Genomic DNA, 14,788 nt, shown 5'->3' with positions numbered 1-14,788 from the left:
CTGGTGCGCTTCTTATGCGGTGAACAGACGGCCGACGGCGGGAGCGACGTCGCGGTAGCTGCGGATCAGGCGGGCGCTGCCGTGCCCCAGCCGGGCAAGGTCCCGGCCCAGCTCGACGTCCTTTTCTCCGCTGACGTCGATGAGCACGTCCAGCCGGGGCAGGCGGGCGGCGGCCAGCCGTGGGTCCGGACCCGCGTTGTGGACGCAGTCCGAGAGCAGCAGCACCCGGGCATCGCGTGCCGGCGCCCGGGCCAGCTGCGTGAGCGCCAGCTCGAGCGGAAAACTGACGTTGGTCAGGCCGCGGGCCGGCATCCGCAGCAGGGCGTCCAGCAGCTCCATCGGCTTCAGCTCCGCGCCGATGGGGTGCAGCAGGGCGGCGTCGGACCAGAAGGCGATGACGGCCAGCGCGTCGCGGTGCAGCTCGGAAGCGAGGGCGCCGACGGCGGCCGCCGCGGTCTGCAGCCGCTCGCCCTTCATCGATCCGGAGACGTCCACGGCCAGCACCACCGAGCGGCGGGTGCGGATCCGGTCGCGGACGATGATGTCCTCGTCTTCGGGCACCGGCCGCTCGGCCAGCACCTCCAGGGTGCGGTCCAGGTCGATCTCGTCGGCGCTGCCGCGGTAGGGCAGGCTGGCCAGCGTTCCGCCGCCCCGGCTCTGCGCGGCGTCGCGCCGCGGGCGGGGGACCGCCAGGCGGGCCATGATCTGCCGCATCCGGGCCAGCACCAGCGGGTCGGGTCCGGAGCCGCCGTCCTCGGGGGCCGCCGTGCCGGCGGCCTCGTCGGTGATGCCCGGCCGGGTGGCCCCCGGCGGCGCGGGCGCCCGGCCGGGCCGGGCGGCGGAGGGCAGCGGGCGCAGGGCGGCCCCGCCGCTGCCCGGAACCGGCTCAAACACCGTGGGCTCACCGCTCAGCTGCTTGGGCCGGCGGCGCAGCGGCGTGCGCGCCGGCCGGTCGCGGCGGACCAGCGGTGACTCGGCGTCCACTGCTCTTCATCCGGGAGCCGCGGCGGCGGGGTTGAGCAGGAAGTGGTCCTCCCAGATTTCGCGGAGCACCCGCTCCGGGGTGGTCTCGGCCGCCTCGTCCAGGTGGATCCGTCCGGACAGGGAGACCAGCATGGCGTCGTACACCAGCCCCGCGTACCCGTCGACGCCGGGTTCGGTGACGCCGCGCAGCCCGGCCAGCTGCTGGGCCACCAGCACGCAGTCGATCGCGCCGCGCACCGAGGAGCCCTGGCGCACGTCGCGGTGCTCCCGGGTGGCGCGCGTGACGGCGACGGCGTCCGCGGTCAGCGCCCGGCCCAGCTCGCCGGCCGCGTTGGTGCGCAGCGCGACGATGCCGCGCTCGGCGGCGTCGTCCTGGTAATCGATGGCAAGCCGGTTCAGCCGGTCGTGGACCGAGGTGGAGAGCCGGGTGGTGCCCACGTTGTCGTAGGGGTTCATTGAGGCGATCACCCGGAAGGTGTCCCGCGCAGCGATCGCCCCCACCCTCGGCACGGCAATGGACCGGTCGGCCATCGCCGTCAGCAGCGTGTTGAGGGTGTCCTCCGGGGCCCGGTTGAATTCCTCGATGTAGAGGAACCCGCCGGACTGCATGGCCTCCACCAGCGGCCCGGCCACAAAGTTGTCGGCGCTGTAGTCCTCGCGCAGCACCCGGGCCGGGTTGTGGTGGCCCACCAGCTTGGCCGGCGTCAGGTCCGCATTGCCCTCCACGAAGAGCAGCGGGATGCCCCACTCCTCGGTGATGGCGCGCAGCATGGTGGTCTTGCTGGTGCCGGGCGGGCCCTCCAGGACAATGTCCCGGCCGGCGGCCACGGCCGCGAGCGTGAGTTCAAGTTCCCGCTCGCGGCCGACCAGATGCGCGGCGATCCGGTCCCGGGTGGCCGGGAGGTCCGTTGTCTGCACGGCTGTTCCTTTCATGCGGCCGTTAGTGCACGGCCGCGGCGGCGTCCACGGGGATCTGGCCGCCGGAGACGTAGTAGGACTGGTCGGAGGCGAGCCAGGCGACGGCGTTGGAGACGTGCTCGGGCTCGATCCAGGCCTTGCCCATGGGGTTCAGCCCGGCGAAGGCCGGCTCGGCGTCCTCGGCCTGCGGATCCTCCAGGTCGGGGCGGAACAGCTGGTAGGTCTTCCGGTTCTTCACCATCGGCGTGTCGATCGAGTTCGGGTGGATGGTGTTGACCCGGATGCCCAGCGGCCCCAGTTCGTTGGCCAGTACCTTCATGAGCCCGACGACGGCGTGCTTGGTGGTGGTGTAGGCCGCCACATTCGCCAGCCCCTTGAACCCGGCCAGGGAGGAAATGATGATGACGGAACCGCCGGGGCCGGCCGCAATCAGATGTTCGGCCGCCGCCTTGTAGGTATGCCACACCCCGGTGACGTTGATGTCCATCAGGTCCTGCCAGGACTGCTCATCGATCCGGTGCGTATCGGTGCCGAAGGTGAAGATGCCGGCGTTGGCGACCACGATGTCCAGGCGTCCGAGCTGGGCGACGCCCTCGTTGACCGCGGCTGTCAGGGCGTCAAGGTCCCGGACATCGGCCTCCACGGCGACGATCCGGCGGTCCAGGGCCTCCACCAGTCGGGCGGTCTCCTTGAGATCGTCCGAGGTGGCCGGCGGGTAGAAATCGGTGACCGTGTCCACCGGCCCGCAGAGGTCGACGGCGATGATGTCCGCGCCTTCGCGGGCCAGGCGCAGCGCGTGCGCACGGCCCTGGCCGCGGGCGGCTCCGGTAATGAAGGCGACTTTGCCCTCAAGGTTCCCCATGGTGCTTCCTTTCGTCCGGAGCTATTTGGTCAGGGCCCCGGCGTCCACGGGGAACGTGACGCCGGTGATGTAGCGGGCTTCATCCGAGGCCAGGAACAGCAGGGCGTTGCTGATGTCCCGTGCGTCCACCCAGGTGATCGGCAGGGCATTGATGGCGCTGAACGCCTGGGCCGCATCGTCCGCGGTCGGGTTCTGCAGGTCCGGGCGGAACAGCTTGAACGTCGCGTCGTTGAGGATCATGTCCGTGCCCACCGTGGTGGGGTGGATGGAGTTCACCCGGATCATGTCCGGGGCCAGTTCCAGGGCCAGGGTGCGCATCAGGCCCACGACGCCGTGCTTCGCGGCCACGTAGCTGGCGATGTTGCCCATGCCCTTGAGCCCGGCGACGGAACTGGTGAGCGTGATCGAGCCGCCCTGCCCGCCGGCCTTCAGATGCGGAATGGCGGCCTTGGCGGTGTGCCAGACTCCGGTGAGGTTGGTGCCGATCATGTCCTGCCAGGACTGCTCGTCGATCTCCTCCGCGGGGGCGCCGAGGGAGGAGATGCCTGCGTTGGCGCTGACGATGTCGAGCCGACCGAGCTGGGACACGCCGTCGTCCACCGCGGCCTTCAGCGCGGCGTAGTCCCGGACGTCGGCTTCGACGGCGACGATCCGCCGATCCAGCGCCTCCACGTCTTTGACGGTCTGCTGCAGGTCCTCGGCAGAGGCCATACCGTACGGCACGGTGTCGATCTGGCTGCAGATGTCCACGGCGATGATGTCGGCGCCCTCTTCGGCCAGGCGCAGGGCATGGCTGCGCCCCTGCCCGCGGGCCGCTCCGGTGATGAATGCGACTTTTCCTTCTACACGCCCCATGACGTGCTCCTTTCGCTCAGTACTGGGTGACGCCGGCGTCGACGGTCATGGCCAGGGACGTGACGTACCGCGCCTCATCGGAGGCGAGGTAGAGGACCGCGTTGGAGATGTCGACGGGCTGGATCGACTGCACGTCCAGCAGGTTGATCGCCATGGCATTCAGCCGAGGGTGCGCCTCCAGCCACCCGGGGTAGGACTCCATGTCACTGCCGGTGACCATCGTGGTCTCCACACCGGTGGGATGGACGGAGTTGACCCGGATGTTGTGCTCGGCCAGCTCGGTGGCGAAGGCCCGCATCAGCCCGACGACCCCGTGTTTCGCCGCGACGTAGGGGGCCAGGAAGGGGAGGCCCTTCAGCCCGGCCGCGGAGCTGGTGAGGATCACGGACCCGCCGCCGGACTCGATGAGGTGCGGGGCAGCGAGCTGGACGGTGTTCCACACCCCGGTGAGGTTGACCGCCAGGGTGTCATCCCACATGTCCTGGGTCGTCTGGTCCCACGGCCGCATGATCATGATGCCTGCGTTGCCGACGACGATGTCCAGCCGGCCGAGTTCGGCCACCCCGGTGTCGATTGCCTTCTGCAGCGCGCCGCGGTCCCGGACATCGGCCTTGGCGGCGATGATCCGCCGGTCCAGGGCTTCGACTTCCTTCACGGTCTGGGCAAGGTCTTCCTCGGTGGCGGCGGGATAGCCGACGCCGCGCACGGAGTCGCAGAGGTCGACGGCTATGATGTCCGCGCCCTCCTGCGCCAGCCGGACGGCGTGGCTGCGGCCCTGGCCGCGGGCCGCTCCGGTGACGAACGCTACTTTTCCTTCAACACGTCCCATGACGTGCTCCTTTCCTGCTGCGGGTAGGTCATTTGAGGAGGACTCCGGCGTCCACCGGAAGGGGGACACCCGTGATGTAGCGGGCCTCATCCGAGGCCAGGAACAGGAGAGCGTTGCTGATATCGCGCGCTTCCACCCATTGGACCGGCAAAGCATTGATGGTTGCGAAAGCCTCGGCGGCATCGGCCCGGGCAGGGTTCTCCAGATCCGGACGGAACAGGCGGTAGGCGGCATCGTTGAGGATCATGTCCGTCGCCACTGTTGTGGGGTGGATCGAGTTCACCCGGATCATGTCCGGGGCCAGTTCCAGGGCCAACGTGCGCATCAGGCCCACCACGGCGTGCTTTGCGGCAACATAGTGGCCGATGTTCTCCGAAGCCTTGAGCCCGGCGGCGGAACTTGTCAGGACAATCGAGCCGCCGTTTCCTCCGGTTTTCAGATGCGGGATGGCGGCTTTGGCCGTGTGCCAGACGCCGGTGAGGTTGACGTCCATCATGTCCTGCCAGCTTTCCTCACTGAGCTCTTCAACCCTGCCGATGGAGAAGATCCCCGCGTTGGCGCTGACGATGTCCAGCCGTCCGAGCTGGGCCACGCCGTCGTCCACCGCTGCCTGCAAAGCGCCGTAGTCGCGCACGTCCGCCTCGACAGCCACGATCCGGCGGTCCAGGGCCTCGACTTCCTTGACGGTCTGCTGCAGATCAGCGGCAGTCGCCATGTCGTAGGGCACCGTGTCCATCTGGCCGCAGAGGTCGACGGCGATGATGTCGGCGCCTTCCTGCGCCAGCCGCACGGCGTGGCTGCGGCCCTGACCGCGGGCGGCGCCGGTGATGAACGCTACTTTTCCTTCAACACGTCCCATGACGTGCTCCTTTCCAACACTGACAGTGGTGCGGGGAGGGTTACTTGGTGGTGGAGCCGGCGTCGACCGGGAGGGTCACGCCCGTGACATAGCGGGCCTCGTCGGAAGCCAGCCAGAGCAGTGCATTAGAGATGTCCACCGCCTCAACCCACTTGATGGGCAGGGCGTTTAGCGTCTGGAAACGCTCGCCGATCTGGTCCCGCGTCGGGTTCTCCAGATCCGGGGCGAAGAGCTGGTAGGTGGCGCTGTTGTGGATCATGTCCGTGTTCACGCTGGTGGGATGAATGGTGTTCACCCGGATCATGTCGGGCGCCAGTTCCAGGGCCAGCGTGCGCATCAGGCCCACGACGCCGTGCTTCGCCGCCACATAGTGGGCCAGGTTCGCCATGCCCATCAGGCCTGCAGTGGAGCTGGTGAGAATGATCGAGCCGCCGTTGCCGCCGGCCTTCAGATGAGGAATCGCGGCCTTGGCGGTGTGCCAGACGCCGGTGAGGTTGGTGTCGATCATGTCGCCCCATTCCTCTTCGCTCAGCTCGTCCGCGGGCCCGAAACCGACGATGCCCGCGTTGGCACTGACAATGTCCAGCCGGCCCAGCTGTGCGACGCCGTCGTCCACCGCCGCCTTGAGCGCTCCGAAATCGCGGACGTCGGCCTCCGTGGCGATGATCCGCCGGTCGAGCGCCTCGACCTCCTTCACGGTCTGCTGCAGATCCTCCGCCGTCGCCATTGGATAACGGACGGTATCCACCTGGCCGCAGAGGTCCACCGCGATAATGTCGGCTCCCTCCTGGGCCAGCCGAAGCGCGTGGCTGCGGCCCTGGCCCCGGGCAGCGCCGGTAACGAATGCGACTTTTCCTTCTACACGCCCCATTGCATGCACCTCTTTCGTGTCTTTTTGCTTGTTCAGCCCAGGCCGCGGGGATACGTCCCGGGTTTTCGGTCGTGCTTTCGTCAGTTGCCGCAGCCGCCGGAGCCGCAGCCGCACCCGGCAGCCGGGTCGGAGGTGGCCAAGAAGCCTGCCAGCGGATCCTCGGCGCACGCGCTGACGGGCGGACGCTCCGGCCGGCGCAGGGCAATGGTGACGGGCACCGGTTTGGACCGCGGACGCGGCGGGGACGTGCGGTGGGAGTGGTCGACGTCGGAGCGGGGCGAGCGGCCGGGCGTGCGGGCCTCGAGAGCCTCGGCCCCGAGGCCGCGGACGCACTCGGGGTCCGGGCCGTCCAGCGGCAGGCCGGTAAAGAACTTGGCGGCCATGCACCCGCCCCGGCAGGAGTCGTAAAAGGTGCAGGAGGCGCAGGCGCCGCCGGTCTGCGGGCTGCGCAGCTCCCGGAACAGCTCCGAGTTGCGCCACACCTCGGTGAAGCCGCCCGGCGAGCGGGTGTTGCCGGCCAGGAACTGCTCGTGGATGGCGAACGGGCAGGCATAGACGTCCCCCACCGGATCGATGAGGCACACCACCCGGCCCGCACCGCACATGTTCAGCCCGGGCAGGGCATTGCCGTAGGCGGAGAGGTGGAAGAAGGAGTCACCGGTAAGCACGTTGTCTCCGTGCAGGACCAGCCAGTCGTAGAGGTCGCGCTGCTGCCCGGCGGTCGGGTGCAGGTCATCCCAGACGTCGGCGCCGCGGCCGGAGGGACGCAGCCGGGTCAGGCGCAGCTGCGCGGAGTACTGATCTGCGATCTCCTTGAACCGGTCCAGCTGGGGGATGTTCTGCCGGGTGCAGACCACGGAGATCTTGAAGCCGGTGAAGCCGGCGTCCGCCAGGTTCTGCATGGCCCGCAGCGCGGTATCGAAGGAGCCCGGTCCACGGACCTGGTCGTTCACCTCGGCGGTGGCGCCGTCGAGCGAGATCTGCACGTCGACGTAGTCGCTGGCCGCCAGCCGCTGCGCCACCTCGGGGGTGATCTTGACCCCGTTGGTGGAGAACTTCACGCCTACCCGGTGGGCGGTGGCGTAGTCCACCAGCTCCCAGAAGTCAGGCCGCACGGTGGGCTCCCCGCCGCCGATGTTCACGTAGAAGACCTGCATCCGTTCCAGCTCATCAATGATGGCCTTGCACTCGTCGGTGCTCAGCTCGCGGGGATCGCGCCGTCCCGAACTGGACAGGCAGTGCACGCAGGAGAGGTTGCAGGCGTAGGTCAGTTCCCAGGTCAGGCAGATCGGAGCGTCCAGCCCTGACTCGAACAGGTCCACCAGGGTCTGCGGGCGCCGGGTGGGTGCCGGCAGGACGGTCATGATGCCCGCCTCTCAACCACCATGGCGGACGAGGCCAGCGTGCCCAGGGCCTGCCCGTATCGGGGCAGGTCCTCGGCCCCGATGCCGGCGGCGGCACAGGCGGACCGGGCGGAGGGCTCTGCGGCCAGGCCCCTGACCACTGCCAGCAGCCGAAGGTCCTTCAGGAAGGACAGCCTCCGGGTGCCGAAATGGTAGAGCAGTGCGCCGAAGGGCTCGGGGCGGACGGCCACCTGGGGATGGATCCGCCAGGGTGCGTCGAGGTCAAACGTGGTCTGCATGTCCGCGGCCTCAGTAGACGCCGCACATGCCGTCAATGGAGACTTCCTCCACCAGCAGCTCCTGCCCGGCGTCGGGGTCGGTGGAGTGGTCGGGGGAGGTGCTGTCGGAGGCAGGGATCATGGCGTCCATTGCGGGTGCTCCTTACGGTCAGAAACCGGCGACGATGGCGATACTCTGTGGTGCGCAGGAGGGTAACGGCACCGGGTGCCATTGGGAAGAGGGGATTTTTTGGACACAGCAGCGGCGGTCGGCGGACGGCCCCGAACCGGGCGGAAACCGGTCACGACCAAGGACGAGATCAGCCATGTGGCGCTGTCCCTGTTCCACGCGCACGGATTCGATGACGTGACGGTGGACCAGATTGCCGCAGCCGCCGGAATCGGGCGGCGAACCTTCTTCCGGTACTTCGAATCCAAGAACGACCTGCCCTGGGGCGATTTTGAGGCGCTGCTGGAGAGGATGCGCACCTACCTGCGGGGCTTGCCGGAAGACATGCCGCTCGGACCGGCGCTGTGCAGCGCCGTCCTGGAATTCAACCGGCTTCCGCCGGACGAAGTGGGGTACCACCGGCAGCGCATGCAGCTGCTGCTGAACGTGCCGACCCTGCTGGCACATTCCACGCTTCGGTACTCGGCCTGGCGGCAGGTGGTCGCTGAGTACGTTGCCCGGCGGCTGGGCGAAGCCCCCGAAAGCCTGAAGCCACAGGCCACCGCGTGGGCGCTGCTGGGGCTGTGCCTTGCCGCATACGAACAGTGGCTGCAGGATGAGGACGCGGACCTGACCGAGCTGCTGCTGCGGTCACTGCAGCTGGTGGAGGGAGTGCTGGACCGGCACACGCCGGACTCCTAGCCGCTGTTCCGATACTCAAGGGGGAGGACATGGCCGAGCCGTACGACGTCGTAGTGGTGGGGGCCGGAGGCAGCGGAGTGCCCCTGGCCGCCCGGCTCAGTGAAGACCCGGGCCGCAGGGTCCTGCTGCTCGAAGCCGGGCCCGCGCCGGGAAACCGGGACGGGTACCCCGCCGAATTGCTCGACGCCGGAACGGTACAGGGCGCCATGCCCGGCTATCCACATAACTGGTCCTACGCAGGAAACCTCACCGCTGAGCTTCCCTACGTGATTGCCCGCGGCCGGATCCTCGGCGGGTCGACGGCGCTCAACGGCGGCTACTTCATCCGGGCCGCCCGCACGGATTTCGCCCGCTGGGCGGCGGTGGGCGGGCCGGCCTGGTCCTATGAGGAGGCCCGACGCATCTATGCACGGATGGAGTCCGACGCCCAGTTCGGCCGGCTCCCCGGGCACGGCTCCGCCGGCCCGGTCCCCGTCGACCGGCCCCCGCAGACCCACCGGATTACCCGCGCCTTCCACCGGGCAGCAACCGGGCTGGGGTTCGGGACGGAGCCGGACAAGAACTCCGACGGCCCGCCCGGGGTGGGGCCGGTCCCCATGAACGTGCAGCACGGGCTCCGCTGGAACACCGCGCTGGCATACCTGGACGGCAGCCGGAACCGGCCCAACCTGGCTGTTCAGGGGAACACCGCAGTGCGGCGCGTTCTCTTCGAGGGGGCGTGTGCCGTCGGCGTGGAGGTCGAGCGGAACGGCCGGATCAGTGCGGTCCGGGCCCGGGAGGTCGTGCTGTGCGCCGGCGCGATCGGCTCGGCCCACCTGCTGCTGCTCTCCGGCATCGGCCCCCGGGACCAGCTGGAGACCCACGGGATCCCGGTGCGGGCGGAGCGGCCCGGCGTCGGCCGGGCCTTCGCCGACCATCCCGAGGTCTCGGTGCGGTGGCGGCCCCGGGCCGGCGTCGTCACCCTGCCCCTGCCGCGGATCATGGAAAGCTGCCTCAACTTCAGCTCCGGAGCAGAAGGCGCGGAGGCCGCCGACCTGGAAATCCTGCCCATGCTCAAGCCGACGGGCTACCTGCTCTCCGGCTCCGCAGGGGCACTGTCGCTCGGGCTGCGGGAGGGGCTGTCCCACCCGGTCCGCACCGTACGCGCCCTGCGCGGGGTCCCGCTGCGGCGGCTGCTGCGCGACTGGCGGCATCAGGAGGACCTGGAATTCCTCGTGGCCCTGCAGCAAAGCTCCTCCCGGGGGATGCTGCGCCTGGCCTCGGCCGATCCCACGGTGCAGCCGACGCTGGACTACCACTACCTCTCCGACAGGGACGACCTGGCCCGGCTCCGGGCGGGAGTGCGCACGGCGGCGGCCATCCTCGGGTCGCGCGCCTTCCGCCCCCTCAGCCGGGGCATCAGCGAACCCGGCCCGGCGGTACTGGCCGACGACGGGCTGCTGGACGCCTGGATGCGCTCGCACCTGGGCACGGCCCTGCACATGTGCGGCACGGCGCCGATGGGCCCGGCCGAGGACCCCGGCGCCGTCGTCGATCCGGCGGGACGCGTGCACGGGATCCGCGGACTGCGGGTCGCGGACACCTCGATCCTTCCGACGGCGCCCTCCCGGGGTCCGGCGGCCACGGCGGTGATGATCGGGGAACTCATTGCGCAGCACATGCGCGAGGGGCCGGGAGAACAGCGGCGGCATAGGACGACTTGGCCGGCAGGCTGATGGAAGTGCGGCCCAGGTCCGGCGGGGCGGACCGGCGGCGATACGATGGCCGGGGATGGTTACCGGCTGCGCAGGAGGCGCTGAATGATCGAGATCATGAGTTCGAGCGAACTGGAGCGGGCGAAAGTCACCGGAGCCCTGGTCGCCGACATCCTGCAGGAGATGAAGCGGCGGGCCCGGGTGGGCACCAACCTGCTGGAGATCGATCAGTGGACCCGCAGCATGATCGAGGAGGCCGGCGCGCAGTCCTGCTACGTCAACTATGAGCCCTCGTTCGGCCGCGGCCCGTTCGGCCACTACATCTGCACCGCCGTCAACGACGCCGTGCTGCACGGCCTGCCGCACGACTATGCCCTTGCCGACGGTGACCTGCTCACCCTCGACCTGGCGGTCATCAAGGACGGCGTGGCCGCCGACGCCGCCATCAGCTTCATCGTGGGCGAGTCCAAACCGCCGCAGAGCGTGGCGATGATCCGCGCCACCGAGCGCGCCCTGGCCGCCGGCATCGCCGCCGCCCGCCCCGGCGCGAAGATCGGCGACATCTCGCACGCCATCGGCGCCGTGCTCAGCGAAGCCGGATTCCCGGTCAACACCGAATTCGGCGGCCATGGCATCGGATCCACCATGCACCAGGATCCGCACATCCCGAACACCGGCCGGCCCGGCCGCGGCTACAAGCTGGTGCCCGGACTCATGCTGGCCCTCGAACCCTGGATCATGGCCGACACCGCGGAACTGGCCATGGACCCCGACGGGTGGACACTGCGCAGCGCCACGGGCTGCCGCACCGCGCACACCGAGCACACCATCGCGATCACCGAGGACGGCGCCGAAATCCTCACCCTGCCCACCGGACGCTGACCCGCCCAGGCTTGTAGGGTGTGGAGGACGTGCCGCTTCCGCGGCACCGGGCCCGTCCCCGCAGCGTCGGGGATCGGCTGGGCTGATCTATGCGGGCAAGGGGGGCCATGGCGGCGGACACGGGACCGGCGAAACCGGCGCAGCGGCTGGGCTGGGCCGGCGGCCTCGCCGTCGGAATCGGTGCACTGTTCTACCTGCTGAGCGCGCTGCCCGCCTGGACCCTGGTGCGGCTGGCGCTGGAGGTCGACGGCGGTTGGTCCGGCGCCGCGCTCTGGCTCGGCCCCGGCTGGCTGGCCGGGCTGGCGCTCGGCGGCACCTGCCTGATTGCCGGCGCGCGGATGGGCGCACCACGCACCGGGGCGCTGCTGTTCCTGCTGACCTTCCTGCTTTGGGTGGCGCCGATCGTGGCGGTGCTGGTGGCCGGCAGCGCCTAGGGAACCGCCCGCGCGAAGCGCAGCGTGACCAGTTCGAAGGGACGCAGGGTCAGCGCCACCGTACCCCCGGTCGGTGAGCCCGGAGAAGCCGCGCCAAGGGCATCCGCGCCGGCAGCACCCGGGCCGGAGGGACGTTCCTGCAGATCGGTGGCCGTCACCGAAGTCCAGGGGAAGTCGGCGGTGAGGGCCGCCGTCGCGCGCCCGCCGAACGCTTCATAGAGCCGGACAACGACGTCGCCGCTGCGGTCCTCGGCCAGCTTTACCGCCTCGATCACCACCGCCGGATTGTCGACGGTGAGCAGCGGAGCGCTGCGTCCGCCGTCGGCGTCGTCCGTGCCGCCGACCCCGGTGACGGTGCGCAGCGGCAGGTTCAGCCGGTACCCCTCGGCCACGGCCTCCGGAATCCCTGCGTCGGGGCGGAGCGCGAACCGGAACCGGTGGCGGCCCTGGTCGGCGCCGGGATCCGGAAACACCGGGGCACGCAGCAGGGAAAGCCGCACGGTGGTGCAGGTACGCCCGGCCGCCTCGTCCCGGAGCGTGTCGTGCCCGTAGGTGCGGTCATTGGCGACGGCGACGCCGAACCCGGGCTCCCCGACGTGGACCCACCGGTGGGCCACCGTCTCGAAGCGGGCGGCGTCCCACGAGGTGTTGGCGTGGGTGGGCCGGTACAGGTGCCCGAACTGGATTTCCGACGCCGCCCGGTCCGCGTGCACATCCAGCGGAAAGGCGAGCTTGAGCAGCTTCTGCCGCTCATGCCAGTCCACCTCCACGTCCAGGTCCACCGCGGTGCCGTCCGGGCTCAGCGAGATCCGCTGCACCAGGGTGGAGGAGCCGAAGGATCGGTCGATGCGCAGCACCCGGCCGTCGTCCTCCACCGCCATGGCGTCCGGGCGCATGAGGGCAATGGTGCCGAACCGGTAGTGCGCGTCCAGGTCCCACGCGTCCCACTGGTTCGGAGTATCCCGGAACAGCTGGAACTGGTTGCCCGGGCGGCCCGGCGGGAAGACCTCACGGCCGCCGAAGGTCAGCGAGGGGAACAGCCCGTCCTCATCCACGGCCAGCCGCAGGCGCCCGCCGACAAGCTCCCAGCCGGCGCCGGTGCGTGCCCAGCTGCCGGGAACCGCCTCCGCGGCAGCGCCGGGCCCGCCGCCGTCCGCCGATTCGCCCCGGAGGAGGCCGTGAGCGACGCCGCCGGCGGGCACGCCTTGCTGCGGATACGGGCCGGCGTTAAGCACCGCCGCCGAGTCCCCGGTGCCGAGCAGGCTCCGCGCGGCGGCTTCGATCAGCACGGTCAGTTCGGCGGCCACGCGGGCGTAGTTGCGCTCGGCCTCCTGATGCACCCACGCGATCGAGCTGCCGGGCAGGATGTCGTGGAACTGCTGCAGCAGCACCGTGTGCCAGGCCTGCTCCAGCGCGTCGTAGGGGTACCCGGCGCCGGTGCGTACCGCGGCCGTCGCCGCCCACAGTTCGGCCTCGCGCAGCAGGTGCTCGCTGCGCCGGTTGCCGGCCTTGGTCCGGGCCTGGCTGGTGTAGGTGCCGCGGTGGAACTCCAGGTACAGCTCCCCGGACCAGACCGGAGGATCCGCCAGCTCCGCCTCCGCCGCCTCGAAGAACATCTCCGGGCTGGAAAGCCGTACCCTCGGCGAGCCCTCCAGATCCGCGGTGCGCGACGCGGCCGCCAGCATTTCCCGGGTGGGCCCGCCGCCGCCGTCGCCCCAGCCGAACGGCACCAGCGAGGTGTTCCCGAAGCCCTTCTCACGGTAGCCGCGCTGCGCCCGGGCCAGCTCCCGGCCGGAGAGCTCGGAGTTGTAGGTGTCCACCGGCGGAAAGTGCGTGAACAGGCGGGTGCCGTCGATGCCCTCCCACCGGAAGGTGGAGTGCGGCATGGTGTTCGTTTCGTTCCAGGAGATCTTCTGGGTCAGGAACCAGCGCATCCCGGCGGCCCGGGCAATCTGCGGCAGGGCCGCGGTGTAGCCGAACGAGTCCGGCAGCCACACCACCTCCGGCTCCACCCCGAAGTGCTCCCGGAAGAACCGCTGCCCCGTGATGAACTGCCGGGCGAGGGCCTCGCCGCCGGGCATGTTCGTGTCCGACTCCACCCACATGCCCCCGGTCGGCACGAACCGTCCGGCCCGGACCTTCTCCGCGACCCGGGCGAACAGCTCCGGATAGTACTGCCGCAGCCAGGCGTACTGCTGGGCGGAGGAGGCGGTGAACATGAACCCCGGCTCGTGGTCCATCAGCTCCACGACGTTGGCGAAGGTCCGGGCGACCTTGCGCACTGTTTCACGCACCGGCCAGAGCCAGGCGCTGTCGATATGGGCGTGCCCGACGGCGTGGATCCGGTGCGCGCTCGCATACGCCGGGCTGGCCAGCACCCCGGCCAGTTCGGTGCGGCCCGCTGCGGCGGTGCCGGCGACGTCGGCGGGGTCGACGGCGTTCACCGCCCGCTCCAGCGCGCGCAGGATCTCGTACCGGCGCGGCAGGTCCATGGGCAGCTCGTGCATCAGCCCGTTCAAGGTCCAGACGTCCCGTACCAGGTTCCAGGCCTCCACATCCAGCAGGGCCAGGTCCGCGGACCGGAAGACGTACAGGGGTGCCTCGCCCGCCGTTTCCCGGCTGCCCAGCGGCGTGGGAGCGTAGGTGAACCCGCCGATGATGTCCGGGTTGGACGCCGCCTCCAGATAGAACGTGAATTCTTCGCCGGGGGCCGCGTCCAGCGGTACGTGCAGGTTCCGCGGTTCCACGGCCTTCACCACAACCCCGTCGGCGGTGTAGACCAGGGCCTCGGCCTGGAAGCCCGGCTGCTGGCCGGTGAAGCCCAGGTCGACCACCAGCTCCGGCCGCCCGCCGTCGTCCTGCGCCCAGTGCCCGGGCACGGTGCCGGAGAGCCGGAACCAAGTGGTGCCCCACGGTGCGCCCCAGGCGGTGCCGGGGGAAAAGGGACGGAAGTCCTGGTCCTGGGCCTGTGCGAAGGGCACGGGCTCGCCCGGCGCGGTCCAGGCGGCGATGTCCAGCGGACGCCGGTCCCGCCAGCGGGCGGGTTCGAGGCGTTCGGCCAGGAACCGGCTGATCCGGGCCTCGACGTGTTCGCGGTTCTCGTGCACC

15 protein-coding genes are annotated in these 14,788 nt (G+C 70.3%); 4 read left to right on the top strand and 11 right to left on the bottom strand.

Annotated features, from left to right (window positions below):
* Nucleotides 1-12: 12 nt before the first annotated feature.
* The 10 genes from AC5RV6_RS14605 to mftA all read right to left on the bottom strand — a co-directional run bounded on the left by AC5RV6_RS14605 (nucleotide 13) and on the right by mftA (nucleotide 7,950).
* On the bottom strand, nucleotides 13-984 hold the full coding sequence (locus AC5RV6_RS14605) for a vWA domain-containing protein (RefSeq protein ID WP_494008047.1): 972 nt from the start codon (nucleotides 982-984) through the stop codon (nucleotides 13-15).
* Between the two features lie 6 nt (nucleotides 985-990).
* Complete coding sequence (locus AC5RV6_RS14600) at nucleotides 991-1,902, bottom strand: AAA family ATPase (RefSeq protein WP_494008046.1); 912 nt, start codon at nucleotides 1,900-1,902, stop codon at nucleotides 991-993.
* A 22-nt stretch (nucleotides 1,903-1,924) separates the two neighbouring features.
* Entirely contained in the window at nucleotides 1,925-2,764 is an 840-nt protein-coding gene (locus AC5RV6_RS14595; protein ID WP_494008045.1) for a mycofactocin-coupled SDR family oxidoreductase, read from the bottom strand.
* A gap of 21 nt (nucleotides 2,765-2,785) precedes the next feature.
* Nucleotides 2,786-3,619, bottom strand: a complete 834-nt coding sequence (locus AC5RV6_RS14590; RefSeq protein ID WP_494008044.1) for a mycofactocin-coupled SDR family oxidoreductase — start codon at nucleotides 3,617-3,619, stop codon at nucleotides 2,786-2,788.
* Between the two features lie 16 nt (nucleotides 3,620-3,635).
* Entirely contained in the window at nucleotides 3,636-4,448 is an 813-nt protein-coding gene (locus tag AC5RV6_RS14585) for a mycofactocin-coupled SDR family oxidoreductase (protein WP_494008043.1), read from the bottom strand.
* Nucleotides 4,449-4,476: 28 nt separating this feature from the next.
* Entirely contained in the window at nucleotides 4,477-5,307 is an 831-nt protein-coding gene (locus tag AC5RV6_RS14580; protein ID WP_494008042.1) for a mycofactocin-coupled SDR family oxidoreductase, read from the bottom strand.
* A gap of 40 nt (nucleotides 5,308-5,347) precedes the next feature.
* Entirely contained in the window at nucleotides 5,348-6,178 is an 831-nt protein-coding gene (locus tag AC5RV6_RS14575; protein ID WP_494008041.1) for a mycofactocin-coupled SDR family oxidoreductase, read from the bottom strand.
* An 80-nt stretch (nucleotides 6,179-6,258) separates the two neighbouring features.
* The gene (mftC, locus tag AC5RV6_RS14570) at nucleotides 6,259-7,542 is read right to left on the bottom strand and encodes a mycofactocin radical SAM maturase (protein WP_494008040.1); all 1,284 of its coding nucleotides are present in this window, start codon (nucleotides 7,540-7,542) and stop codon (nucleotides 6,259-6,261) included.
* The gene (gene mftB / locus AC5RV6_RS14565) at nucleotides 7,539-7,820 is read right to left on the bottom strand and encodes a mycofactocin biosynthesis chaperone MftB (protein ID WP_494008039.1); all 282 of its coding nucleotides are present in this window, start codon (nucleotides 7,818-7,820) and stop codon (nucleotides 7,539-7,541) included. Before mftB ends, mftC begins: the two co-directional genes overlap by 4 nt.
* 10 nt (nucleotides 7,821-7,830) lie before the next feature.
* Nucleotides 7,831-7,950: a mycofactocin precursor MftA gene (gene mftA / locus AC5RV6_RS14560; protein WP_494008038.1), complete on the bottom strand. Its 120-nt coding sequence runs from the start codon at nucleotides 7,948-7,950 to the stop codon at nucleotides 7,831-7,833.
* 99 nt (nucleotides 7,951-8,049) lie between these two features.
* Here mftA and mftR point away from each other — a divergent pair, with 99 nt between their 5' ends.
* The 4 genes from mftR (at nucleotide 8,050) to AC5RV6_RS14540 (ending at nucleotide 11,680) form a co-directional block, all read left to right on the top strand.
* Complete coding sequence (mftR, locus tag AC5RV6_RS14555) at nucleotides 8,050-8,670, top strand: mycofactocin system transcriptional regulator MftR (RefSeq protein WP_494008037.1); 621 nt, start codon at nucleotides 8,050-8,052, stop codon at nucleotides 8,668-8,670.
* 29 nt (nucleotides 8,671-8,699) lie between these two features.
* Nucleotides 8,700-10,385, top strand: a complete 1,686-nt coding sequence (locus tag AC5RV6_RS14550; protein ID WP_494008036.1) for a GMC family oxidoreductase — start codon at nucleotides 8,700-8,702, stop codon at nucleotides 10,383-10,385.
* Nucleotides 10,386-10,469: 84 nt separating this feature from the next.
* On the top strand, nucleotides 10,470-11,246 hold the full coding sequence (map, locus tag AC5RV6_RS14545) for a type I methionyl aminopeptidase (protein WP_494008035.1): 777 nt from the start codon (nucleotides 10,470-10,472) through the stop codon (nucleotides 11,244-11,246).
* 107 nt (nucleotides 11,247-11,353) lie between these two features.
* Nucleotides 11,354-11,680: a hypothetical protein gene (locus AC5RV6_RS14540; protein ID WP_494008034.1), complete on the top strand. Its 327-nt coding sequence runs from the start codon at nucleotides 11,354-11,356 to the stop codon at nucleotides 11,678-11,680.
* Here AC5RV6_RS14540 and AC5RV6_RS14535 read toward each other — a convergent pair.
* Entirely contained in the window at nucleotides 11,677-14,787 is a 3,111-nt protein-coding gene (locus tag AC5RV6_RS14535; protein ID WP_494008033.1) for an alpha-mannosidase, read from the bottom strand. The genes AC5RV6_RS14540 and AC5RV6_RS14535 overlap by 4 nt on opposite strands.
* Nucleotide 14,788: the final 1 nt, after the last annotated feature.

Source organism: Arthrobacter saudimassiliensis, from assembly GCF_059090665.1.
Note: the sequence above shows the minus strand (reverse complement) of the source record. Positions and strands in the feature narration are given on the sequence as shown.

What these genes read in the sequence shown, in the direction of transcription:
- AC5RV6_RS14595 (WP_494008045.1), bottom strand. Translation starts at nt 2,764, where the DNA reads ATGGGGAACCTTGAGGGCAAAGTCGCCTTCATTACCGGAGCCGCCCGC.
- AC5RV6_RS14590 (WP_494008044.1), bottom strand. Translation starts at nt 3,619, where the DNA reads ATGGGGCGTGTAGAAGGAAAAGTCGCATTCATCACCGGAGCGGCCCGC.
- AC5RV6_RS14585 (WP_494008043.1), bottom strand. Translation starts at nt 4,448, where the DNA reads ATGGGACGTGTTGAAGGAAAAGTAGCGTTCGTCACCGGAGCGGCCCGC.
- AC5RV6_RS14580 (WP_494008042.1), bottom strand. Translation starts at nt 5,307, where the DNA reads ATGGGACGTGTTGAAGGAAAAGTAGCGTTCATCACCGGCGCCGCCCGC.
- AC5RV6_RS14575 (WP_494008041.1), bottom strand. Translation starts at nt 6,178, where the DNA reads ATGGGGCGTGTAGAAGGAAAAGTCGCATTCGTTACCGGCGCTGCCCGG.
- mftC (WP_494008040.1), bottom strand. Translation starts at nt 7,542, where the DNA reads ATGACCGTCCTGCCGGCACCCACCCGGCGCCCGCAGACCCTGGTGGAC.
- mftB (WP_494008039.1), bottom strand. Translation starts at nt 7,820, where the DNA reads ATGCAGACCACGTTTGACCTCGACGCACCCTGGCGGATCCATCCCCAG.
- mftA (WP_494008038.1), bottom strand. Translation starts at nt 7,950, where the DNA reads ATGGACGCCATGATCCCTGCCTCCGACAGCACCTCCCCCGACCACTCC.
- AC5RV6_RS14550 (WP_494008036.1), top strand. Translation starts at nt 8,700, where the DNA reads ATGGCCGAGCCGTACGACGTCGTAGTGGTGGGGGCCGGAGGCAGCGGA.
- map (WP_494008035.1), top strand. Translation starts at nt 10,470, where the DNA reads ATGATCGAGATCATGAGTTCGAGCGAACTGGAGCGGGCGAAAGTCACC.
- AC5RV6_RS14540 (WP_494008034.1), top strand. Translation starts at nt 11,354, where the DNA reads ATGGCGGCGGACACGGGACCGGCGAAACCGGCGCAGCGGCTGGGCTGG.